Source organism: Enterobacter sp. R4-368 (assembly GCF_000410515.1).
GTDB lineage: Bacteria > Pseudomonadota > Gammaproteobacteria > Enterobacterales > Enterobacteriaceae > Kosakonia.
Window position 1 is genome coordinate 1 of sequence record NC_021500.1, and the last position, 21,355, is coordinate 21,355.

The window sequence follows — 21,355 nt, forward strand, 5'->3', positions numbered from 1 at the left end:
TGTTAGTGAACTAAGAAATAAGTACAAGATACCTCAACGAGATGATTGGGAGCCGCGCAACACTATCATTAACAGTATCAAACAAATGAATCGGGAAAGGTCCTTATGTGAAATAAGGTAAATGGAAAGAAAAGCCAAAAGGATTATGCAAAAGCATCTCCAAAAGAGTACTTAATCAAATATCTTTCTTAAGCTTATAATCACGCAGCGTATTTTTTTTGTTTTTCAGATACGCGGGCATTACAGCAGGCATTCACTGAGTGCCTGTGATAATGTTTCTTAACGTTGTAATGGCGTATGATTTTAATTAACGTAAAGGAATAGATTATGATAATTTCTGACGTGAAAACTTATTACGTAAGCAGCAAAACAGACCCACGACTTATTCGTTATGATGTTATTAAACTTAATAATGATGCCTATTAAGTGAAGGTGATTGATGATCAACAGCACGGTATTACTAGCCCAAGCGCGTTGATTCTGATCGACGATTTCCCAATCACCCGCAAAGAATATAATCAGCAACACCCTTCGGGCTTTCAACAGTCTGTAAGTATCGATACCAAGGCCCCATTCGAGAGCACCATAACCGACATTATTCAAAAACATCGAGATCAAATTTAGTAAAGACAAATATAATACCGTTTCTTTTCACAGTTCAATTTCATAACATGTTCTCCGGGTACCCAAAGGAGAAAACTATGTTTGTTGACCTGCCCCCGGGATTAGATACAACCTTCAGTTAGTGATGTCGGTTGGTTTTTCTTCATATTTCCTGTTTCGCCAGTCCGTAGCGAATTCAGCTGGTGTCTGGTAATCCAGCGATGAATGGGGACGGCACTCGTTATAATCCTGCCGCCAGTCATTAATCGTTTTCCGGGCATGAAGAATATCGCTGAACCAGTGTTCATTCAGACACTCATCGCGAAAACGTCCGTTAAAACTCTCAATAAATCCGTTCTGCGTTGGCTTACCTGGCTGGATAAGCCGTAGTTCCACACTATGCTCAAAGGCCCATTGATCGAGCGCGTGGCAGGTAAATTCCGGGCCCTGATCGGTTCTTATTGTCGTCGGATACCCCCGAAACAACGCGATGCTGTCCATAATACGCGTGACCTGAACGCCTGAAATACCGAAAGCAGCGCTGATCGTCAGACACTCCTTCGTGAAATCATCCACACAGGTCAGGCATTTTATCCTGCGACCGTTGGCCAGTGCGTCCATAACGAAATCCATCGACCATGTAAGGTTCGGTGCATCCGGGCGCAGAAGCCGAAACCGCTCGGTCGCCAGCCCTTTACGGCGCCGTCTGCGTTTTACGCTCAGTCCATTAAGGTGGTAAATACGGTATACCCGCTTGTGATTGACGTGAAGGCCCTCCCTACGCAGCAACTGCCAGATGCGCCGATAACCAAAACGTCTGCGTTCAAGCGCCAGCTCAGTAATACGCCCTGATAAATGTGCATCAGTAGCCGGACGCTGAGCATCATAACGGCAGGTCGACAGGGACAAACCTGTCAGCCGGCAGGCACGACGTTGCGACAGACCGGTCGCATCACACATCAACACCACGGCTTCCCGCTTCTGGCCTGTCGTCAGTACTTTCGCCCCAGAGCCCCCTGAAGCGCCTCCTTATCCAGCATGGCTTCGGCAAGCAGCTTCCTGAGCCTGGCGTTCTCTTCCTCAAGCGACTTCAGGCGCTTAACCTCGGGCACCTCCATACCGCCATACTTCTTGCGCCAGGTGTAAAAGGTGGCATCGGAAATGGCGTGCTTACGGCAGAGCTCACGGGCAGAAACCCCGGCTTCAGCCTCGCGGAGAATACTGATGATCTGTTCGTCGGAAAAACGCTTCTTCATGGGGATGTCCTCATGTGGCTTATGAAGACATTACTAACATCGCGGTGTATTAATCAACGGGGGGCAGGTCATCATCAGAACCTATGATGGGGAATTGCCATCCGGCATAGCTAAAACATCACTATCGGGGATTTTTGGGGTTATTAATACATTAGCGGCAGTTATAATAGCTGCCGCTAATGTTATGCTATTACAGGAGGGGACTTCTTAAGTATGTGTTTGGATAGACTCCCTATAGGGCGCTCTATAAATTTGTAGCTTAAAAAAGAAACCGCCAAAGTTAATGGGACGCAAAGAATAGAAACGATATATTCGCGGTTATCAACTTCTTTAAAAGCATAAAGAAGAGAGCAGATTACGATAACGTGACATAAATATGTTGAGTAGGAGTAATCACCAAGTCTAACAAATATTTTCGTAAACTTATTATCTTTGATTGATGACTCAAGACCTACGAAACATGCCACCACTACCGCACAAGGGAATCCAATATATAATATGTCATGATCCTCAGGCCTATTGTAAATGAAGACCAAAGCAGCCACCGACAGTCCGCTTAAAATTAATGGATTTATTTTTTCCAGCATACCGTTTTTATAGAAGTCAGCGACAAAAACGCCAAGAAGGAATTCAAGCATCATGCCATTGCTATAAAATGGCATGGCTGATAATGATGGCTTAAGGTACTCGTAGCTGAAAATTATCACAAAGGAAATAAGCACTATAAAGCGTTTTCTGGAAGTTAAAATTACCAGACATGCCAGAAGGTAGAATAACATTTCATAGTTTAGTGTCCACCCAACTGTAAGGAATGGAATATAACCTATTATGTCAGTTCTTTCCGTCGGCAAGAAAAGAAGGCTTCTTATTAGAAGTTCCGGGTTAGTTGTGGTAGCAAACATTAACCCATTGAAGTAAAGAGCAAAAAATGCAGCTATACCGGTAAATAACCAGTATGCAGGCACAATGCGCATTACTCTGTTTAACGCAAACTGGGCGGCACTAACGCGCTTTGTATAGATGGTTTGATAAATGATAAAGCCACTGATTATAAAAAAAAGATCAACGCCTGCCGCGCCTTTGTGAGCAAGCTTATCCATGAAGGAATTAGAGAAGTGATCTGCGAATGCAATCTGTTTCACATGATGCAGGACTACAAACCAGACAGCAAGAGCTCTAAGCATCTGAATTGATCGAAACATGAACTTACCAAAATAAAATTTTTCATTAAGCATAATCCGATAGACAGCCTTTGTCTATGTTCGCTCGCAAGGTTCGTTGTAATTATATCTTAGGTGACTGCTGGTCAAAAAATACCAATATATACATAAAGTAGCCATTACTTTTAATTCTAACGATAGCCTTTGCAACTAATTTGATTTGCATTTTTGAGATGTAACCTTATGGCTTGCGCTGTTTATATACACAGTGTTAGTGCAAGGGAGAAGCCATGCCGCGCTAAGATGATAAGATCACCGCTCTATACTCAGTAACCCGCGAGCCTTTGGGTCGGATGGTTGTTAGGACGAACGTGTGAAACCTGGCGGACCTGAATCATCACTTGTCACTTGCCGAGGGCAACCGGTGGGTCAGGACGTACGCCCGCACATACCGCGATGCGTCGACCTCTTGAGGCCTGGACTGTATCTTTTTCTAGTTCAACCCGAACGGAGGGCTCTGTTATGGGCTTTCCTTCGCCAGCTGCTGATTACATGGATGAGAAGATATTGCTCGACCATGAGCTGATTCGCGTGCCTTCCGCGACGTACTTCCTGCGCGCCGGCAGCGAGTCCCGCAGTGAAGCGATAAATAAGGGGGGCTTTGCTGGTTCTGATATGTCGGCCACGCCAGTAGTCGGGGGAGATAGCGATGTGCTATCTGGATGAGACGATGAGGATTTCGATGGCCGACTGGTCTTTAAAGGAATGCTCACCTACATCATCAACGACGCACGCACCAGCGAGTTCGATGACAACCCAGTGATATGATAAATGGGGCAAAAAATTAGCGCAAAACAACTCAAAACCACTAAAGGTGGCGATTCGTCTTGCGCTAATGCATTGCTTTTCACCTGCTTTCTTTTCACTTCAACGCAGTATCAAAATTAACTACTGCCTGTTCTTAATAAGCCTTAATGGGCTGACTAACAAAAACGTCATACATAACCGGGACAGTCAGCAGTCAGCAGTCAGCAGTCAGCAGGGCAGGGAAAAGTGAAGAACCGCGTTCTTGTCACGCGGGCGCTTCAGGGTCGGTAAGATGACGAACGCGACGAACAAAGAGGCCAGCAACAGTCCGCTAGAAGCGTACTGGTAGCAGCGATAAGCAGCAATATAGAGAATAAAAGAAGAGACAATGGCGAACAGCCTGATCTTCTGCGTAAAAAAGAGCGTACCTGAAGCGAAGTCAATAAGTGCGATAACTCCAGCCACCCGAATCATCCTTTTCCCTGCCAGTATTCATCTTTGCGGATGTTGCCTTGATCCTGAATCAGTCAAAAAAAACGCTCCCGAAGGAGCGTTCTGTTAGCGACCAAACAGGTCGCGTTTTTTCGGTTTGAACGGCTGGGCAATCAGCACCAGCAGTGCAACAACCAGATAAGCGACAAAAATGCCCAGCAACCATTGTGGCATTTCCAGCGTCAGGAATGACCACTGGCGCTCGGCACAGTCGCCAGAAGCGACAAACACCTGCGGCAGCCATTTATCCAGCGGCAGCCAGCCCGGAAAACGAGCGGCAAAATCGCAGGTCATAAACGGCGAAGGATGTAACTGGATCATGGTATGTTCCCAGGCCAGCTGGATGCCGCGCCACGCGCTGTAGATCCAGATAGCCAGAGCGACATAACGTAATGGTGTTTTCGGCGCAATGGCTCCGACAATACCCGCGCCCATTACGCCAAAGAGCGCACTGCGTTCATAAATGCACAGGACGCAAGGTTTAAGCAGCATGACATGCTGGAACCACAATGCGACCATTTCCAGCGCAAACGCTGTTAGCGCCATCAAAAGCCAGGCGCCGCGCCCGCGTGAGCACCCGTTTAAATATCGCAACATAATCATTTCCCTGGGAGATGCTTAGACAAAGCAGTGTAAACGAAATCATTGCGCAGGCCACTAGCGGGCAAGAAAATAATGCGTAATCGAATGTTTATCATGCGAAAAGTCAAACCTGGCAACAAAGTGCTGCCATTTACGCAACAAAATATCCTCCGTGCTGCGGGGTAAATATTGCGCATCAAAGCCCTGTTACTTTTACGGATAAGCGTTGTTAAATCGCCAAAATGGATCCCCGATCCCCTTTTTTCTTCATGAGGTACGCTACCTGCACCGGGTGCGGTCTGGTATGATGAGTGTCCTTTGCTTAGCTGTGTAATGGAAATCTCTCTATGGTCATTAAGGCGCAGAGCCCGGCGGGTTTCGCGGAAGAGTACATCATTGAAAGTATCTGGAATAGTCGCTTCCCTCCGGGGTCGATTCTTCCGGCTGAACGCGAACTCTCTGAACTGATTGGCGTCACTCGTACCACATTGCGTGAAGTTTTACAGCGCCTCGCCCGTGATGGCTGGCTGACAATTCAGCACGGCAAGCCGACAAAAGTGAACAACTTCTGGGAAACCTCCGGGCTGAATATTCTGGAAACGCTGGCGCGTCTGGATCACGAGAGTGTTCCGCAACTGATCGATAATCTGCTTTCAGTGCGTACCAACATTTCCACGATTTTTATTCGCACCGCGTTTCGTCAGCATCCGGAAGACGCGCTGAAAGTGCTGGCCAGCGCGCGTGAAGTTGAAGATCATGCTGATGCCTTCGCTGACCTCGATTACAACATTTTCCGCGGTCTGGCATTTGCGTCCGGTAACCCAATTTATGGTTTGATCCTTAACGGCATGAAAGGGTTGTATACGCGAATTGGTCGCCACTATTTCTCAAGCCCGGAAGCCCGCAGCCTGGCGCTCGGTTTCTACCACCAGCTGGCGCAAGTGTGCGAACAGGCGCAGCATGACAAAGTCTACGAAGTTGTGCGCCGCTATGGTCATGATAGTGGTGAGATCTGGCATCGGATGCAGAAAACGATGCCGGGTGATTTAGCCTTACAAAGCCGATAAGCAAAGAAAACCCCTCAACAGAGGGGTTTTTCATTACAGGCTGTTGGCGCGCGGCGGACAACGCTCCAGTAACTCCACACTGCCATCTTCGTTTTGCTGTTCCAGCAACACATCAAAACCCCATAAACGATGCACATGTTTCAGCACTTCGCGGCGCCCCTTATCCAGCGGCGCACGGTTGTGCGGAATATAGCGCAGCGTCAGTGAACGGTCGCCGCGCAGATCCACATTCCACACCTGGATGTTGGGCTCAAGGTTGCTGAGATTGTATTGCGAGGAGAGTTTCGAGCGGATCTCCCGGTAACCCTCTTCATTATGGATAGCGGCAATCTCAAGATAATTATTACGGTCATCATCCAGCACGGTAAAGAAGCGGAAATCACGCATGATCTTCGGCGACATAAACTGGCTGATAAAGCTCTCATCTTTGAAATCGCGCATCGCGAAATGCAGCGTTTCCAGCCAGTCCGAACCGGCAATATCCGGGAACCAGTAACGGTCTTCATCCGTTGGCGACTGGCAAATACGCTTAATATCCTGGAACATCGCAAAGCCCAGCGCATACGGGTTAATGCCGCTGTACCACGGGCTGTTATAGGGCGGCTGGAACACCACGTTGGTGTGGCTGTGCAAAAATTCCAGCATGAAGCGGTCGGTCACTTTGCCTTCGTCATACAGGTGGTTAAGGATGGTGTAGTGCCAGAACGTCGCCCATCCTTCGTTCATCACCTGCGTCTGTTTTTGCGGATAGAAATACTGGCTCACTTTACGCACGATGCGCAGGATCTCGCGTTGCCACGACTCGAGTAACGGCGCATTTTTTTCCATAAAGTAGAGCAAGTTTTCCTGCGGCTCTGCCGGGTAGCGACGCGCCTGCGCGATGGTTATTTCTTCTTCGCGTTTGGGCAGCGTACGCCACAGCATATTCACCTGGCTTTGCAGATACTCTTCACGGCTTTTCTGCCGTGCTTTCTCCTCCTGCAACGAGATTTTCTGCGGACGTTTGTAGCGATCGACGCCGTAGTTCATCAGCGCGTGGCACGAGTCGAGTAACTTTTCCACTTCGTCCACACCGTAGCGTTCTTCGCAATCGGTGATGTATTTACGCGCGAAAATCAGGTAGTCGACGATTGAGCTGGCATCGGTCCAGCTTTTGAATAAATAATTGTTTTTAAAGAAAGAGTTATGTCCATAGCAGGCGTGCGCCATCACCAGCGCCTGCATGGTAATGGTGTTCTCTTCCATCAGATAAGCGATGCAGGGGTTAGAGTTGATGACTATCTCGTAGGCCAGCCCTTGTTGCCCATGCTTATAAAGCCGCTCGGTTTCGATAAATTTCTTCCCGAACGACCAGTGAGGGTAATTGATCGGCATGCCGACGCTGGAGTAAGCGTCCATCATCTGCTCTGAGGTGATCACTTCGATTTGGTGCGGATAGGTATCCAGCCGATAAAGTTTCGCCACCCGGTCAATCTCCGCCAGGTAATCATCCAGCAGTTCGAAAGTCCAGTCGGGTCCATCGCTCAGACGAATAGAATCCTTATTCATTGAGTCAATCGTAGCCATTAGCGCGCCCTCGTTGTTAACGACACTCTCTGTATGGAGCGTCTCATTTCAAGCATAGAACACGCAATTAAATCTGTACCTAAGCCATAAATTTTTCTTCGCGATTTTTCATCATATCAACGGCGTAAATGGCAAGTGTTGCGAAATATTATGCTGCGGCGAAAAGTCGCGCAGCAGGAGATGCTAAATAACAGAAACCCTTGTCATACGGCGAAGCTGTGAGGGAGCTCACCATAAAAAAGCCATATGTTGAATAATATTTTCATCTGGGTTATCAATTTGTAATCAGATGATCGTGCTTTACTCACAGGAGAGGGATATGCGAGTTGTTGTGTTAGGAAGTGGCGTGGTGGGTGTCACCAGCGCCTGGTATTTACGCCAGGCCGGGCATGACGTCACGGTGATTGATCGCCAGCCGGGTCCCGCGCAGGAAACCAGCGCCGGTAACGCCGGGCAGATCTCACCAGGCTACGCCGCGCCCTGGGCGGCGCCAGGTGTGCCGTTAAAAGCCATTAAATGGATGTTCCAGCGCCATGCGCCGCTCGCAATTAGCCTCGACGGCACCTCATCGCAACTGAAATGGATGTGGCAGATGCTGCGCAACTGCGACACGCGCCACTATATGGAAAATAAAGGCCGCATGGTGCGTCTGGCGGAATACAGTCGTGATTGCCTGAAACTGCTGCGCGAAACTACCGGTATTCAGTATGAAGGGCGGCAAGGCGGTACATTGCAGCTGTTTCGCACCGCCGAGCAGTACGAAAACGCCACGCGTGATATTGCCGTATTACAGGATGCCGGCGTGCCTTATCAGCTGCTGGAGTCTGCGCGGCTGGCGGAAGTCGAACCCGCGCTGGCGGAAGTTGCACACAAACTGACCGGTGGTTTGCGTCTGCCAAATGATGAAACCGGCGACTGTCAGCTTTTCACCCAGCAACTGGCGCAGATGGCGGCGCAGGCGGGCGTGGAGTTTCGTTTTAACACCCCGGTGGATCGCCTGCTGTACGAAGGCGAAAACATCTACGGTGTGAAGTGCGGAGAAGAGGTGGTCAAAGCCGACGCGTACGTGATGGCATTTGGCTCGTGGTCTACCGGCTTACTGAAAAATATCGTCGATATCCCGGTATACCCGCTGAAAGGTTATTCATTAACGATCCCGATTGCCGAAGAAGACGGCGCACCGGTTTCAACGATCCTGGATGAAACCTACAAAATTGCCATTACCCGCTTTGATCAGCGTATTCGCGTCGGCGGCATGGCGGAAATCGTTGGCTTTAATACGGAACTGCTGAAACCACGCCGCGAAACGCTGGAGATGGTGGTGCGCGATCTCTTCCCGCGTGGCGGATTTGTCGAGCAAGCAACTTTCTGGACCGGCCTGCGCCCCATGACGCCAGACGGTACGCCCGTTGTCGGACGCACGCCGTATAAAAACCTGTGGCTGAACACCGGGCACGGCACCCTTGGCTGGACAATGGCTTGCGGTTCCGGCCAGCTGTTAAGCGACCTGATGTCCGGCAGTACTCCTGCGATTGCTGCTGATGATTTAAGCGTGGCGCGTTATTCGCCTGGCTTTACCCCTGTGCGCGCGCACCATTTACACGGTGCTCATAACTGATTCGAAGAAGGAATAGGAATGTCTCGTCCGGTTCTCGCCACGCTTGATTTAACGGCGCTGAGCAATAACTTACAGGTTGTGCGCCGCGCGGCACCTGCCGCAAAAGTCTGGTCGGTTGTGAAGGCGAACGCCTATGGTCACGGTCTGGATCGCATCTGGCGCGCGCTCAACAGCACAGATGGCTTTGCGATGCTCAATCTTGAAGAAGCCATTTTGCTACGCGAACGCGGCTGGAAAGGGCCGATTCTGATGCTGGAAGGGTTTTTCCATGCCGACGAACTGCCGCTGTTTGATAAATATCGCCTGACGACCAGCCTGCACAGCAACTGGCAGATCAAAGCCTTGCAGGACGCGCGTCTGCAGGCGCCGCTCGACGTTTACCTGAAGATCAACAGCGGGATGAATCGTCTCGGCTTTATGCCTGAACGCGTGCACACCGTGTACCAGCAACTCAATGCCTTTACCAATGTGGCAACCGTGACGCTGATGTCCCATTTTGCTGAAGCGGAGCGGGCAGACGGTATCGCCGCGCCGCTGGCGCGTATTGAGCAGGCGGCGGAAGGCATTAACGCGCCGCGCTCGCTGGCTAACTCCGCCGCCACGTTGTGGCATCCGGAAACGCACTATGACTGGGTGCGCCCCGGCGTGGTGCTGTATGGCGCTTCGCCATCGGGCGCGTGGCAGGATGTCGCCAACAGCGGGATCCGCCCGGTAATGACGCTGAGCAGTGAGATCATTGCCGTGCAGACGCTGAAAGCCGGTGAAACGGTGGGCTACGGTTGTCGTTACCGCGCGCAGAGCGAGCAGCGTATCGGTGTTGTCGCCTGCGGGTATGCCGACGGCTATCCGCGCATCGCGCCTTCCGGCACGCCAGTGCTGGTGGATGGCATTCGTACCGGCATTGTTGGCGCGATCTCAATGGATATGCTGACGGTGGATTTAACCCCGTGCCCGCAGGCCGGGATTGGTACGCCGGTTGAGCTATGGGGTAACGAGATAAAAATCGATGAAGTGGCGGCGGCGGCCGGAACAGTAGGGTACGAATTGATGTGCGCCCTGGCGCCGCGCGTGCCTGTTGTGACAGTGTAACTTAACGCGAGGCGGTTATTCCGCCTCGTCTTCCGCCACGCGAACGCCGACTTTCAGTACCGCATTATCGGCTTTTTCCGCCACTGTCCAGATCATCCCGGCGAACTCGACCTGATCCCCCACGACCGGCGCGGCACCCAGCAGTTGCTGCACAATATCGCCCAGCGTTTGCTGGCTTTCACGATACTCCAGCCCCTCTTCCAGACCGTAAATCAGCGCCACATCGGCAAATTTAGCATCCGCTTCAAGAATAAAATCACCGAAGAAGCGCTGATCCAGCGCCACCGGCGGAGACTGGCTAAACAGTTTCCCGAGCGCGGGGAGATCGCTTTCGCGACCAATCACGCATAGCACATCGCCTTCACGCAGCCGGGTACTGCCGGTCGGGTGCAGAAGGCTGTTGTCACGAAACAGTGCCGCAATACGCGTATCCGCAGGCATGTGTAAATCACGCAGCGCAGCACCCACACACCATTTATCCGCACTGAGTTGATAAACAAACTGCTCAAACGGATTGTCCGGGTGAATATCCAGACCGACGCGGGAGACCGGCCAGCCAACCGGTGGCACGACAACTTTGGCTTTTTTCGCCGCCCACGAGAGCGACGTTCCCTGAAAAAGCAGCGAGATTAACACCACGAAAAAGGCGACATTAAAGAACAAGCGCGCGTGATCAAGCCCGGCCATCATCGGGAAGGTGGCGAGAATAATCGGCACCGCGCCGCGCAACCCCACCCAACTGATAAAAATGCGTTCGCGCAGGTTAAAACCGCGAAACGGTAACAGGCTGGCAAACACGGACAGAGGACGAGCAACAAAAATCATCCACGCCGAGAGGATGAGTGCGGAAACCGCAATCGGCAACAGATCAGACGGTGTGACTAACAGACCCAGCACCAGGAACATGGCGATTTGCGCCAGCCAGGCCAGCCCATCGAAATTTTGCAGGATACCGTAACGGTTGCGGATAGGACGGTTGCCCAGCACAAAACCACACAGATAGACCGCCAGAATGCCGCTACCGTGCAGGGCCGTAGTTAAGGCGAAAACCAGAATCCCGCCGCTCAGTGCCAGCAGCGGATAAAGGCCCGGCGGCAGAGAGATGCGGTTAATCATCTGCTGCAACAGATAGCCGCCCAGGCCGCCGAGCAGAATACCGAGGCCAAACTCCCGCACAATATGCACGAGGAACATGATGTCGATGTCGGCCGTGTGCTTCTGGATCATCTCAATCAGCGTGATGGTAAGAAACACCGCCATCGGATCGTTGCTGCCGGATTCGATTTCAAGGGTAGAACCGACACGCTCGTTCAGCCCTTTACCGCCGAGCAGCGAGAACACCGCGGCGGCATCGGTGGAGCCAACAATCGCGCCGATCAAAAAGCCTTCCATAATGTTGAGCTTGAACAGCCAGGCGGCCATCATCCCGGTTAAACCGGAAGTGACCAGCACACCAATAGTCGCCAGGGAAAGCGCGGGGCCAAGCGCGACGCGAAACGAGCTGGCGCGGGTACGCATGCCGCCATCGAGTAAAATGATCGCCAGCGCGAGGTTACTGACCATGTAAGCAAAAGGGTAGTTATCGAACGGAATACCGCCGATACCGTCAACACCGGCCAACATACCGATTGCCAGAAAGATAACCAGAATGGGAATACCAAGGCGGGAGGAGAAAGAACTTAATAAAATACTGCAGGTTACAAGAACTGAACCCAGAATAAACAGACTGATTATCGCCTCAGCGTCCAATGGTGTGCTTCTCCTTAATCCTCACCGTGGGGGATCCCGGGCGGCAGTAACCGGCCGGGTTGATTAGTGCGTCATATAATAACGGCAGAAACAAGGCTTTAATAAGAGCATAAAGCGCTTTTTTTACCTCAAGATCGTGGGATGACCCGTTAAGGTCAGTTGCGTCTTTTCAGCATGTTGCAACCGGGCATGCGCACCGAGCGGCAGTGTGACGGTCTGCGGTTCATGACCAAACGCCAGCCCGCTGACCACCGGGATCGTCAATTGCGCGCGCAGATAGTCGATCATCTTATTAAGATTGTAGCCCGCATCGTAATCGTTGGGTTGCGCCAGCGAGAAACTGCCGAGGATCAGCGCCCGCTGCTGCGCCAGAATACCTGAGTGCAACAACTGCAACAGCATGCGTTCCACGCGGTAGGGATGTTCATTAATGTCTTCCACCACCAGAATGCCGCCGGGTATGGACGGCAGCCAGGGCGTACCAATCAGCGAGGTTAACATCGCCAGGTTTCCACCCCACACCGTGCCTGCCACGTCACATTGCGGGCCTTCACCGTCCCACTCAATGGTAAAGGTTTCATTGCTGATGGCGCGCCAGAAGTGCTCTGCCGTAAAAGTATCCAGCGTTTCGGCACCGAAATTACCGGCCAGCATTGGCCCGCTAAACGTGATGACTTTTCCGTATGCCAGCAATCCAAGTTGAATGGCGGTGAAATCGCTATGGCCGCAAATCAGCAACGGTTGATGCTGCTGGCGCGCCACCAGCGCCTGCCAGTCAATATCCGCGAGCAGACGGCTGACGCCGTACCCCCCGCGCACCGGCATCACGATAATGTTGTCGCCCGGCAATTGCGCCAGTGCGTTGATATCCGCCAGGCGCTCTTTGTCATGTCCAGCGAAACGCTCATGACGGCGGGTGATGACGTGCTGATTGTTAACCTGATGGCCTTGCGAAGTGAGACGTTCGACGCCAAGCGCTGCGGCGTGCTGGTTAATGCAATAGCCGGAAGGGGCAATCAGATGGAAGGTGGACATGGCAATTCCTTGCTGACATCTATAGGGAAACAGTTATCATGCCGCTAACCTGTGTCGTTGTCATCCGTAGCCGATGACACTTATAGAAGGATTAGCTTGCGTGAAATTGAGATGGTTTGCTTTTTTAGTGGTACTGCTCGCCGGATGTAGTTCAAAACAGGATTATCGTAACCCGGACTGGAACCCGGAAGTGCCGGTAAAACGCGCAATGCAGTGGATGCCCATCACCGAAAAAGCCGGTGCAGCCTGGGGCGTCAGCCCGCAATTGATCACCGCGATGATCGCCGTGGAATCCGGCGGTAACCCGAATCTGGTCAGCAAATCCAATGCCGTTGGCCTGATGCAGCTTAAAGCCTCCACCGCCGGGCGCGAAGTTTACCGTCATATGGGCTGGAGCGGGCAACCGTCCACCAGCGAACTCAAAAACCCGGAGCGCAACATCTCCATGGGGGCGGCTTATTTGAGTATTCTTGAGCACGGGGCGCTGGCAGGCATCCGCGATCCGAAAGTGATGCAGTACGCGCTGGTGGTCTCGTATGTGAATGGCGCAGGCGCGCTACTGCGGACTTTCTCGTCCGACAGAAGCGAAGCCATTGAAGAGATAAACGAGTTAAGCGCAGACGCGTTTATGAAGCATGTGGCGGAAAACCACCCCGCGCCGCAGGCGCCGCGCTATATCTGGAAAGTGCAAAAAGCGATGGATGCGATGTAATTAGCGTACCCGGCTGGCGCGTTCGCGCGCCTCGCGCTCCAGGGCAAAAATAATGCGCTGGAGCTCGCGTTCCACGCCCGGGCTGACATTCAAAAAGCGAAAGCTCAGACGCGGCGTGACAATGGTTTCATTCTTGCCATCAACGACTTTACGCTCGCCAATCGCGATCAACTGCGCGTCAAAATAGAACTGCCCCCACGACGCCATATCCAGTTCCACTTTGGAAAAACGCATGCCTGGTTGCAACGCGGCAGGCGCTTCGCCATCCAGCAGCGCGCCCATGCCGCCTAATGACAGGTCGAACAGACGAAAGCGAATCTCGCTTTTATCCGGCATAAATGCCTTACAAAAATAGGCCGGGTGGAGCGGGGCGCTGATGCGAAAATATTCACGGCGCTGAATAAACCACAGCGTTTCCGGAAGCGGAGTAATAAAAGCAGGTAAAGCCTGAAAATCGCCTGCAGAAAGCTTTGTCAGTGTGAACTCGACTTTGGCGCCATGTGTTTCAGCGGTCACGGTAACCTTTCCCGCACGCTGTACTGCGTTGTTCTCGTACTCCTGGCTGCCAAAATCCATGACCAGCTCTTCTGGATTCACTTCCAGTATCTTGCTGATGAACTGACCGCTGCCCCAGGTGATGCAAACGGGCACCTGGTTCTTTTGCAGGTCGCGTAAAACGCCCAGCACGGCCAGAGGATTTTGTTTCAGGAACTGCTCACTGTAATTGCTCACGCCGAATGGCTCCTTGATGGCTGACACACCTTCGTTGCTTTATCGGCATTTCCGGCAAGAACTTAATACAAATAACGTAATTATTTTCGTAATCCGTTTGAATTAAGTCTGTGAGATGAAAATGTTTTATGACCGACATCTATACTGTAGCTAACGCGTCGCCGAAGTGGTATGTGCGCGTCAACAAGACTAACAGAAGGAGAGAGAAACATGGGCATTCTCGCGTGGATCGTTTTTGGCCTGATTGCTGGCGTTATTGCTAAGTTGATTATGCCAGGACGGGATGGGGGCGGTTTCATTCTGACTTGTATACTTGGGATCGTCGGGGCCGTTGTCGGCGGCTGGCTCGCGACACAATTTGGTTATGGCGGAGATATTACCGGCTTCAACTGGCACAGTTTCCTGATCGCGGTGCTGGGTTCGATTGTCGTGCTGGCCGTCTTCCGGTTGTTCAGACGGAATTAACCGCCAGTTCATCCGTTTTTTGAGACAAAAAAGCCGCAACATGATTGTTGCGGCTTTTTACTGTGCGCGTTACTGCGCGACGGCTTGCTGCTGTTTTTGCGGCTGAGTCGTTGGTTCAACCTTCGCGGCAGCCTGCTGTGCGGGCTGCGTTTGCGGTACGCTGTCGCACGGTTTCTCTTTCGGGCAGATCAGATCGAGCATTTTCAGCGTCACACCGTTGGTCCAGCCGAAACCGTCCTGCAGCGGATATTCGCCACCGCCGCCACCGGTGCCGGTGGTGCTGACATCATATTTCTCGACCAGTTTTTTCTCACGATCGTAAGTGTGCTGCACATTAGTCAGAAAACGCCAGCTCACTTCCATTGCCAGTTTCTGCTGATCGTAATTTTGCAGGCCCGCTGTTGCCACCCATTGCAGCGGCGCCCAGCCGTTCGGCGCATCCCACTGCTGACCGCTCTTCACCGTGGTGGTAGCGATACCCCCCGGCTTCAGCAACCGTTCTTTTGCCGCGCTGGCCACTTTATCGGCGCGATCTTTAGCGGCGGCATTAACAAACAACGGGTAAAGCGCTGCGGCTGTCAGCTGATTACGCACCTTCTTCGTCTTCAGATCGTAATCCGCGTACCAGCCCTCTTTTTCATTCCACAGATTGGCTTCAATACCTTTCTGACGCGCGTTCGCCAGCGCATCGTACTGGCTTGCTTTCGCGCTATCGCCGGCTGCCTGATAACCACGGGCGAGCATTTTTTCCATCTTGAACATCAGCGCATTCAGATCAACCGGCACAATGCTGGTGGTGCGAATAGTGCCAAGCTGATTGGGATCGTCCATCCAGCGGGAGCTAAAATCCCAGCCCGACGCGGCGGCAGAACGCAAGTCGCGGTAAATCTCGGTTGCCGGGCGATTGGGGTTATTTTTGGCCGTTGTTACATCATCCAGCCACGACTCCGGGCGCGGCGTATCGCGATCGTCCCAGTAGCGGTTCAGGATGCTGCCATCGCTGAGCTTAACCACGCGCTTATTGGCCTGGCCTGGCTGCAGCGTATCTGCACCTTCCATCCAGTACTGGTACTCTTTTTCCATTTGCGGCAGCCAGGTTTTCAGCGCTTCGTCACCGTCGTGCGTGGCCAGCAATTCCACCATCAACGAGAAGAAGGGCGGCTGCGAGCGGCTCAGGTAGTAGCTGCGGTTGCCGTTAGGAATATGGCCCCACGTATCGATTTCATGGCCAAAGTTGCTGATCATGTCTTCAATCTTGTCCCAGTGGCCGCTCTCGGCGAGACCGAGCATCGTGAAATAACTATCCCAGTAATAGACTTCGCGAAAACGTCCACCCGGCACGACATAAGGTTTTGGTAGCGGCAGCAGCGAATCCCATTTCCCGGCGCTGTCGGTGGTGCGTGTTAACACCGGCCACAGCCCGTCAATATGCTCACGCAGGTTTTGCCCTTCAGGCGGAACATACTTTTCCCCCTCTTTGGGCAGCGTAAAGTTCACATCGACAAAGTGGCGTAAATCGAAACTGGTTTGCGTGCGCTGCATGCGGTAATCCGCGAGGATCATCAGCGGGTCGCCTTTCGGCACGGCATCGACAAAGGTTTTTTGATCGGGAAAGAGCTTAGCGGTTTGCACATCGCTGAACAGCGGACCGAGCAGAACATCCGGTGGCTGCGGCGTATTTTGCGCCTCGGCGGCGAAAGAGTGGGTAGCTGTGGCGAGTAACGCGCCGCCTAACGCGATTTGCATGACCAGCAGCAGAGCGCGCGGTCGGTGTAGAACAGGTCTTGTCATCGATTATTCTCCTTAGCGGGTGCACAGCGGTGCTGCCGCAATCAACCTTGCACAAAACCATAGTCGAATCTGAAACAAATCGTGTGTCGCGTTTGGCATTTTGCACGATTCCAGACAATTTCCCCGTCTGGCTGGCAGAGCAGGGGGCGGATTTTATGCTCTCGCTGCACAAATAATCAGCACCGGCTGCATACCTGTCCGTCAGGGGCTTTTTATTTATTTGCGACAGGGCCCGAAATGGGTAAATAGTGCGCTGTATCAATTTTGCTGAATGGGTTCGTTTATTGTCGATTCACAAAAATTAAGTCTGACTACACAATTTAAGGTGGGTTGAAATTTCATATGAAAGTAAAGAATGTTTCCTGTCAGGGACTGTTACACACTTGACTATCGTGCTGTGGAAATAATGTTTATTTGTTCAATATATTTTGCCTATCAAAGCCAAAATAACGCCGTTGCTTATCTTGTACGTTAATCCGCACTTTTATTCAGGTAATTTGGCTACTAAATATTGTAGGGTTTATCACATTAAATTAGTTTTTAGGATTCATCCTATCTCGCATTTTAAAATATATGCTATTGCCTTGTTGTCACTAATATTGATTAATAATCAGCGATTTATGCAAAGATTGCGCACCGTTACAAAATGGGTGGGTTGGCATCTTTACGGATTATCATCTAAAGTGAAATTCTTTCTTGAGAATTGTCCTAATTTGCAAAAAAATTAAATAATAGTATTTCAACAGGTCGGAGATCATATTGAATTGAATAATCTGATCTGTAAAATTGTGTCACGATAGTCAATGAAAAGTAATATTATTGCGGCCTGTCCCTGCGACAGACTCGTGCGGTAGCTATGCCTTTTATTCATTATCTGAGCGTTTAACTGGACATGGATTTGCGTCATTTAGAGCGATTTAAATACCCTTTCCAAAACGCTCCAGGTCAACACAGTAATATATTTGCAATGGAAAAAAACGTTATGAACATGCGAATGGTATTGGCTCTTCTTTTTGTCTTTGGCGTTTCGGCTTGTAAAGCGCCACCTAAACCCGCCCCAACCGATGACACCATCGTCACCAGCGAAGTGAACGGTGTCACGCTGACACACCGCTACGCGGTTATTCCGCCTAAGGAATTCCAGCCTATCAAACAAGACTATCGCGCGCTTTACCCGGCGTCGGTGATGAGCACACCGGATTTCGGCGGCAAAGTAATTCGCCAGCTGCAAGCCGGTAAAACCTATGTGGTTCTGGGTCAGGTTGAACACTTCTGGATGGCGCTGGCCGATGAAGGTCAGGAAGAGCTGATTGGTTATGTACCGATGCGTGCCGTCGTGAAAAGCGAGCTGTACGAAAAAACCCTGCGTGATGACGCACGCAAACTGAAACGTAAAAAACAGACCTGCGTGACTGTCGATGGCAGCGGTAAGGCTTGCAAAAACGCCAACTCCGGAACGTGGATCATCAATTAATCCAGCCGTGACGAGTACCTGGTATGAATAATAATTCGGTTGTACGCCAGATTAGCCTGGTGTTTTTCTTTGTGCTGGCCACCCTGGCCAGCGGTTGTGGCTCCTCTTCACACAGCGTACCTACCAGCTATAACCTTCAGTTCAGGGCTCATCCGCAAATCAATGAGTCCGCTCCCCTTAAAGTCAGGGTGTTGCTGTTGAAATCGGACGCGACATTTATGTCCGCCGATTTCTGGTCGCTGCAAAACAACGCAGATAGCGTACTTGGCGCCAACCTGCTGAACAGTGATGAATTTTTCCTGATGCCCGGCCAGTTGTCGAAAACGCTGAGCGGTAAAAGCGCGCCCGACGCGCGTTACATCGGCGTGATGGCGGAGTATCAGGCGCTGGATGGCAAAAAATGGCGGATGTCCTTACCGCTCCCGGTGCAGGGAGAGACGCACTTCTACGAATTCTGGAAATCGTCGTCAGACGAACTGGAAGCCAACATCTTCCTCGACGTCAATGGCATCCGTGTGATTTCCAAATAGCGCCAGTCTTAACAGGAAAACCGTATGAACAAAGCAGAAAAGGTCGTGTGGACCGAAGGTATGTTTCTGCGCCCTCATCACTTTCAGCGAGCGGAAAGCTATCTGCAACACCATATTCGCGAGTGGGGGACACTGCAGCGCCCGTATCTTTGGGGCTACCTTGATATCGAGCTCGACGATGCCATGCTGCGCCAGGGCTGTATTGCCCTGAGTTATGCCAGCGGTTTACTGCCGGATGGCACGTTCTTCTCATTCCACGATGCTCGCCAGGCGCCCACACCGCTGGCTATCCCTGACAACATCAACAATGAGCGCGTGGTGCTGGCGCTGCCTGCCCGTCGCGGCGGGCGTGATGAGGTGATCTTTAGCGAAGAGAAAGATTCGCTGGCGCGTTATGTCACCTGGGAAAGCGAAGTCGATGACGATAACGCCATGTCCGTCGGGCCGGCGGCGGTGCAGTTTGGCCGTCTGCGTCTGAAACTGATGCTGGAAAAAGATCTCTCGGCAGAGTGGACGGCGATCGGTGTCGCGCATGTTGTAGAAAAACGTAACGATAACCACGTTCGAATTGATAGCCGTTATATTCCGCCGATGCTGAATGCGGTTAACAACCCGGCGATTTACGCCATTATCAACGATCTGCAAAGTTTGCTGATGCAGCGTAGCCAGCAGATTGGCCAGCGTCTGCGCCAGCCGGGGCGTTTTAATACCTCTGAAATGGTGGAATTCACGCTGCTGGCCTTGATTAACCACCATGTCGGCCAGGTTTCCCATCTGAAAACGCTGCCGATGATCCACCCGGAAGAGTTGTGGCGCAGCTGGCTGGCGTTTGCCACCGAGCTGACCACCTGGACCGCGTCACGCTCGCCGGAAGAGACGCTGCCGGTTTACGACCATGACGATCTGGCCGGCTGTTTTGGCAAGTTACAACTGATGCTGCGCAATGGGTTGTCTCTGGTGATGGAAGAGCACGCCATCCAGTTGCCGCTCACCGAACGCACGCACGGGTTGAATATCGCCACGTTGCCGACCACCACCATGGCGCGCGAGTTTGGTTTCGTGCTGGCAGTGAAAGCCAGTGTCCCGGGCGAAATCCTGCAAACCCATTTCCCGGCCCAGATGAAAGTCGCGCCGGTCACCAAAATCCGCGACCTGGTGCAGTTGCAACTGCCGGGTATGAAGTTGCGCACCATGCCGGTCGCGCCGCCGCAAATTCCGTGGCATGCCGGTTACAACTATTTCGAACTGGAAAAGGGCGGCGAGCTGTGGAACGAAATGGAAAAATCGGGGGCTTTCGCGCTGCATCTGGCAGGTGAATTCCCGGGTCTTGATATGGAGTTTTGGGCCATCCGTAGCCCGACTGAATAATACAGCGAGCGCACAATATGCAGGAACAACAAGCCTCCGGCAGCGATGCCGCTCTGGCAGGAGCAAGTGGCAACAATCCTTTGGTCGCGGCCGCCAACCCGCTACTTAACGCGATACCGCAGATCCGCTATTCCGTTTCTCATGATGATCAAAGCGGTCTGCGCCAGCACCTGATTGATGAAATTCGCCGTTTTGAAGTGCGCTGCCAGCAATCCGGGCTGGCCTACGAAGTGATCGTCGGCGCCCGTTACTGTTTATGCACCGCGCTGGATGAAGCGGCGGCGCTCACGCCGTGGGGCAGCCGTGGCGTCTGGTCCGGTAGCGGTCTGCTGGTGACGTTCCACAACGAAACCTGGGGCGGGGAGAAATTCTTCCAGCTGCTGGCGCGCTTGTCGCAAAACCCGCGCGAGCATATCGCGCTGCTGGAGCTGATCAACTTCTGCCTGTTACTCGGTTTTGAAGGACGTTACCGGGTGATGGACAACGGCCGCACGCAACTGGAAACCATCAAACAGCGCTTGTGGCAGATGATTCGCGGTGTGCGTGGCAACTATCCGCCGCCGCTGTCGCCGCACCCGGAAGATCAACCGGTCATGCGCAAATTGTGGCGGCCGGTTATTCCGCTGTGGGCGTGTGTCGGGCTGGCGGGATTTCTCGCCTGCCTGTTCTATATCGTGCTCAACTGGCGTCTGGGTGACAGCACCAACCCGGTGCTGGCGAAAATTTACCAAACCCAGTTGCCGGAAGCGGCCATTGAGCAGCCGGTACAAAACGTGCAGCCGGTACTTAACCTGCGCGCGTTTCTGCGCCCGGAAATTCAGGCAGGCCTGGTGGCGGTGCGCGATGAAGCCGATCGCAGCGTGGTAACACTCAAAGGCGATGGGTTGTTTGCCTCGGGATCGACGGTGGCACGCGAAAGCTATGAACCGGTTATCGATCGTGTTGCGCAGGCGATGAATAACGTCAGCGGCAAAATTCTGGTGGTGGGTTTCAGTGACAACGTGCCGATCCGCAGTGCGCGTTTCGCCTCGAACTACGAGCTGTCGCTTGAGCGCGCGCGTTCTGTGCAGTCGCTGCTGCAAAAACACCTGTCGCAACCGGCGCGTGTGAAAGCGGAAGGACGAGGGGAGATGAACCCGATAGCGCCGAACAACTCGGCTGAAAACCGCGCCCGTAACCGCCGCGTAGAGATTACTTTGCTGGTGTCGCCGGGAAATACGGCCGCCGAGCTGAACGGATTGCCGCAAGGAAACTAAAGG

The 21,355-nt window shown here is 52.3% G+C and carries 18 protein-coding genes and 1 pseudogene; 10 read left to right on the forward strand and 9 right to left on the reverse strand.

Features of this window, described 5'->3' with window-relative positions:
• Positions 1–738 precede the first annotated feature (738 nt).
• Positions 739–1,859, reverse strand: a protein-coding gene (locus H650_RS00010; RefSeq protein WP_110093583.1) for an IS3 family transposase whose coding sequence is annotated in 2 segments (ribosomal slippage) — positions 739–1,601 and positions 1,601–1,859 — 1,122 coding nt in all. Because the reading frame shifts where the segments join, the coding sequence is not laid out codon by codon here.
• Between the two features lie 182 nt (positions 1,860–2,041).
• Positions 2,042–3,094: an acyltransferase family protein gene (locus tag H650_RS00020; protein ID WP_016495633.1), complete on the reverse strand. Its 1,053-nt coding sequence runs from the start codon at positions 3,092–3,094 to the stop codon at positions 2,042–2,044.
• Between the two features lie 447 nt (positions 3,095–3,541).
• On the opposite strand from H650_RS00020, the pseudogene H650_RS00025 reads away from it, so the two are divergent.
• Positions 3,542–3,847, forward strand: a pseudogene (locus H650_RS00025) (S24/S26 family peptidase).
• 207 nt (positions 3,848–4,054) lie between these two features.
• On the opposite strand, the gene H650_RS00030 reads toward H650_RS00025, so the two are convergent.
• Together H650_RS00030 and dsbB are read right to left on the reverse strand one after the other, a co-directional pair.
• Positions 4,055–4,300 carry a hypothetical protein gene (locus H650_RS00030; RefSeq protein ID WP_016495634.1) on the reverse strand — a complete coding sequence of 82 codons (246 nt, stop codon included), beginning with the start codon at positions 4,298–4,300 and terminating at the stop codon, positions 4,055–4,057.
• Between the two features lie 84 nt (positions 4,301–4,384).
• Positions 4,385–4,915 carry a disulfide bond formation protein DsbB gene (gene dsbB, locus H650_RS00035; protein ID WP_016495635.1) on the reverse strand — a complete coding sequence of 177 codons (531 nt, stop codon included), beginning with the start codon at positions 4,913–4,915 and terminating at the stop codon, positions 4,385–4,387.
• Positions 4,916–5,247: 332 nt separating this feature from the next.
• Between dsbB and fadR the strand changes: the two genes are divergently transcribed.
• Entirely contained in the window at positions 5,248–5,967 is a 720-nt protein-coding gene (gene fadR / locus H650_RS00040; protein WP_016495636.1) for a fatty acid metabolism transcriptional regulator FadR, read from the forward strand.
• Between the two features lie 33 nt (positions 5,968–6,000).
• Here fadR and H650_RS00045 read toward each other — a convergent pair whose 3' ends face one another.
• Positions 6,001–7,533 (reverse strand): SpoVR family protein, encoded by a 1,533-nt coding sequence (locus tag H650_RS00045; protein WP_016495637.1) that lies wholly within the window; start codon positions 7,531–7,533, stop codon positions 6,001–6,003.
• 277 nt (positions 7,534–7,810) lie between these two features.
• On the opposite strand from H650_RS00045, the gene H650_RS00050 reads away from it, so the two are divergent.
• The gene (locus H650_RS00050) at positions 7,811–9,151 is read left to right on the forward strand and encodes a D-amino acid dehydrogenase (protein ID WP_327062256.1); all 1,341 of its coding nucleotides are present in this window, start codon (positions 7,811–7,813) and stop codon (positions 9,149–9,151) included.
• A gap of 18 nt (positions 9,152–9,169) precedes the next feature.
• Positions 9,170–10,240, forward strand: coding sequence for a catabolic alanine racemase DadX (gene dadX, locus H650_RS00055; protein WP_016495639.1), 1,071 nt, complete (start codon positions 9,170–9,172; stop codon positions 10,238–10,240).
• Positions 10,241–10,255: 15 nt separating this feature from the next.
• On the opposite strand, the gene H650_RS00060 is transcribed toward dadX, so the two are convergent.
• Positions 10,256–11,989: a potassium/proton antiporter gene (locus H650_RS00060; RefSeq protein WP_016495640.1), complete on the reverse strand. Its 1,734-nt coding sequence runs from the start codon at positions 11,987–11,989 to the stop codon at positions 10,256–10,258.
• A gap of 123 nt (positions 11,990–12,112) precedes the next feature.
• A complete protein-coding gene (ldcA, locus tag H650_RS00065) occupies positions 12,113–13,024 on the reverse strand; it encodes a muramoyltetrapeptide carboxypeptidase (RefSeq protein WP_016495641.1) in 912 nt (303 codons plus the stop codon).
• Positions 13,025–13,124: 100 nt separating this feature from the next.
• Between ldcA and emtA the strand changes: the two genes are divergently transcribed.
• Positions 13,125–13,736: a membrane-bound lytic murein transglycosylase EmtA gene (emtA, locus tag H650_RS00070; protein ID WP_016495642.1), complete on the forward strand. Its 612-nt coding sequence runs from the start codon at positions 13,125–13,127 to the stop codon at positions 13,734–13,736.
• Here the strand turns inward: emtA and ycgR are convergent, their stop codons facing one another.
• Entirely contained in the window at positions 13,737–14,468 is a 732-nt protein-coding gene (ycgR, locus tag H650_RS00075; RefSeq protein WP_016495643.1) for a flagellar brake protein YcgR, read from the reverse strand. It lies immediately after the preceding gene.
• A gap of 210 nt (positions 14,469–14,678) precedes the next feature.
• On the opposite strand from ycgR, the gene H650_RS00080 reads away from it, so the two are divergent.
• Entirely contained in the window at positions 14,679–14,933 is a 255-nt protein-coding gene (locus H650_RS00080) for a GlsB/YeaQ/YmgE family stress response membrane protein (protein WP_016495644.1), read from the forward strand.
• 69 nt (positions 14,934–15,002) lie between these two features.
• On the opposite strand, the gene H650_RS00085 is transcribed toward H650_RS00080, so the two are convergent.
• Positions 15,003–16,724 (reverse strand): alpha,alpha-trehalase, encoded by a 1,722-nt coding sequence (locus H650_RS00085; RefSeq protein WP_016495645.1) that lies wholly within the window; start codon positions 16,722–16,724, stop codon positions 15,003–15,005.
• A 982-nt stretch (positions 16,725–17,706) separates the two neighbouring features.
• Between H650_RS00085 and H650_RS00090 the strand changes: the two genes are divergently transcribed.
• Genes H650_RS00090 through H650_RS00105 form a run of 4 tightly spaced genes read left to right on the forward strand, consistent with a single transcriptional unit; the run spans position 17,707 to position 21,352 of the window.
• Positions 17,707–18,198, forward strand: coding sequence for a hypothetical protein (locus H650_RS00090; protein ID WP_016495646.1), 492 nt, complete (start codon positions 17,707–17,709; stop codon positions 18,196–18,198).
• A gap of 23 nt (positions 18,199–18,221) precedes the next feature.
• A complete protein-coding gene (gene tssJ, locus H650_RS00095; RefSeq protein ID WP_016495647.1) occupies positions 18,222–18,728 on the forward strand; it encodes a type VI secretion system lipoprotein TssJ in 507 nt (168 codons plus the stop codon).
• A 24-nt stretch (positions 18,729–18,752) separates the two neighbouring features.
• Positions 18,753–20,096 carry a type VI secretion system baseplate subunit TssK gene (tssK, locus tag H650_RS00100; protein WP_016495648.1) on the forward strand — a complete coding sequence of 448 codons (1,344 nt, stop codon included), beginning with the start codon at positions 18,753–18,755 and terminating at the stop codon, positions 20,094–20,096.
• 17 nt (positions 20,097–20,113) lie between these two features.
• Positions 20,114–21,352 (forward strand): DotU family type VI secretion system protein, encoded by a 1,239-nt coding sequence (locus tag H650_RS00105; RefSeq protein WP_016495649.1) that lies wholly within the window; start codon positions 20,114–20,116, stop codon positions 21,350–21,352.
• Positions 21,353–21,355: the final 3 nt, after the last annotated feature.

What these genes read in the sequence shown, in the direction of transcription:
- H650_RS00020 (WP_016495633.1), bottom strand. Translation starts at nt 3,094, where the DNA reads ATGCTTAATGAAAAATTTTATTTTGGTAAGTTCATGTTTCGATCAATT.
- H650_RS00030 (WP_016495634.1), bottom strand. Translation starts at nt 4,300, where the DNA reads ATGATTCGGGTGGCTGGAGTTATCGCACTTATTGACTTCGCTTCAGGT.
- dsbB (WP_016495635.1), bottom strand. Translation starts at nt 4,915, where the DNA reads ATGTTGCGATATTTAAACGGGTGCTCACGCGGGCGCGGCGCCTGGCTT.
- fadR (WP_016495636.1), top strand. Translation starts at nt 5,248, where the DNA reads ATGGTCATTAAGGCGCAGAGCCCGGCGGGTTTCGCGGAAGAGTACATC.
- H650_RS00045 (WP_016495637.1), bottom strand. Translation starts at nt 7,533, where the DNA reads ATGGCTACGATTGACTCAATGAATAAGGATTCTATTCGTCTGAGCGAT.
- dadX (WP_016495639.1), top strand. Translation starts at nt 9,170, where the DNA reads ATGTCTCGTCCGGTTCTCGCCACGCTTGATTTAACGGCGCTGAGCAAT.
- ldcA (WP_016495641.1), bottom strand. Translation starts at nt 13,024, where the DNA reads ATGTCCACCTTCCATCTGATTGCCCCTTCCGGCTATTGCATTAACCAG.
- H650_RS00080 (WP_016495644.1), top strand. Translation starts at nt 14,679, where the DNA reads ATGGGCATTCTCGCGTGGATCGTTTTTGGCCTGATTGCTGGCGTTATT.
- H650_RS00085 (WP_016495645.1), bottom strand. Translation starts at nt 16,724, where the DNA reads ATGACAAGACCTGTTCTACACCGACCGCGCGCTCTGCTGCTGGTCATG.
- H650_RS00090 (WP_016495646.1), top strand. Translation starts at nt 17,707, where the DNA reads ATGAACATGCGAATGGTATTGGCTCTTCTTTTTGTCTTTGGCGTTTCG.
- tssJ (WP_016495647.1), top strand. Translation starts at nt 18,222, where the DNA reads ATGAATAATAATTCGGTTGTACGCCAGATTAGCCTGGTGTTTTTCTTT.
- tssK (WP_016495648.1), top strand. Translation starts at nt 18,753, where the DNA reads ATGAACAAAGCAGAAAAGGTCGTGTGGACCGAAGGTATGTTTCTGCGC.
- H650_RS00105 (WP_016495649.1), top strand. Translation starts at nt 20,114, where the DNA reads ATGCAGGAACAACAAGCCTCCGGCAGCGATGCCGCTCTGGCAGGAGCA.